Consider the following 1,405-nt stretch of genomic DNA (forward strand, 5'->3'; position numbering starts at 1 on the left):
AGTAGATTTTCAAAAAAAAGAAACAGCCCATATGTATTCAAGAGGCAGTAAAAAGACAGCAAGGCCGCGATTCTCCTGTTATTGGAGAATCGCGGCCTTGCGTTTTTGGTCCACCGTGGCTTGCTTCAGCATATTATGGGCAAGCGAAAGCCAACCGACCTCAAGCGTCACTTTTTCCATGCCGCGAAGCAGAAAGCGCCGGAAGCCCCGGTTATTCTTCAGTTGTCCAAATACGCTTTCCGGTTCCGTCATTCGGCGTACGGCCAGGGCATAACCTTCCTCGCTTCGCAGGATGTCCCGAGCCTGCTTCTGGTACCGCAGCCTCTCCAGACTGACAACCACTTCCCGATTTCCTGCTGCCTTGGTGCAGCGTTCCTTCAGCGGACAGCCTTCGCAGTTTTGGCTTCGGTAATGACGTTTGTGAATTTCATATCCGCTTTGTAGTGTCTCCTTGCTCTCTTTGCGGAAATGCAACGTTTCCCCAGCTAGGCACGTCCATGTATCCCTGGTTTCACTGTACGTCCAGTTCTCCACCTTTCCGATATTCTCTTTCCAAGCTTTACTCTTTTCTTTGTGGTAGCTGCCGTATTTCACGACCACCTGAATCTCTTCCTTTTCCAGATAGGCGTAGTTTTCTTCACTGCCGTAACCTGCATCCGCAATTACCGCCCTAGGAAGTTTACCCAAGATCTTTTTTGCCTTTTCCATATGCGGCTGTAAACAACGGGTGTCCGTAGGTCTCGGGTGTAGACTGTACGCTAAAATAAACTGGTTTTCCGTTCCGATTTGTACATTGTAACCCGGTTTGAGTTGACCATTTCGCATGTGGTCTTCCTTCATCCGCATGAACGTCGCATCCGGGTCGGTCTTGCTAAAACTGTTCCGGTCGCCAAGTAGCCTCTGGTACTGTTCGTACTTCAGTAATCTGGGCAGCAAATCCTTCCGAAGCTTCCGAACGGCTTTTTTCAGAGGTTTGTCTTTAGGTTTGTCCAGGAGCTTAGACTCCAGCACCTGGGTCAGGGTTTCTAGCTTCTCACTGTTCATCTCACAAGATTCTCCGAATTCGGCGAGGTCCTTTCCCTGGAACTCCTGTTCTTCTTGGTGCGCTGCCGCTTCAATGTCAGCAAACAGAGCGTGTACCTTCTCCTGTAATTTCGCTTTGTGTTTGCTGACCGCTTTGCCCCAAACAAAGGTGTAGCGATTGGCATTCGCCTCGATCTTAGTGCCGTCCACAAAATAATGCTCCAGAGACACGTATTTTTCGTCAGCCAGAAACTGAAGCACGGCGGTAAATACCGTTTCGAGGACATTCCTCATCCGCTGGGAACGGAAGCGATTAAGAGTTCGAAAGTTGGGGCGCTGCCGTCCGGCCAGCCACATGAAAGGAATATTCTCTCGCACGGCT

1 protein-coding gene is annotated in these 1,405 nt (G+C 50.0%); it reads right to left on the minus strand.

Annotated features, from left to right (window positions below; translation table 11 throughout):
• Window positions 1-78: 78 nt before the first annotated feature.
• Window positions 79-1,405 (minus strand): IS1182 family transposase (locus A3848_RS26100; protein ID WP_074087846.1); only part of this gene is annotated, 1,327 nt, incomplete at its 5' end.

It is taken from the genome of Paenibacillus sp. P32E (assembly GCF_001909085.1).
Taxonomy (GTDB): Bacteria; Bacillota; Bacilli; order Paenibacillales; family Paenibacillaceae; genus Paenibacillus_AQ; species Paenibacillus_AQ helianthi.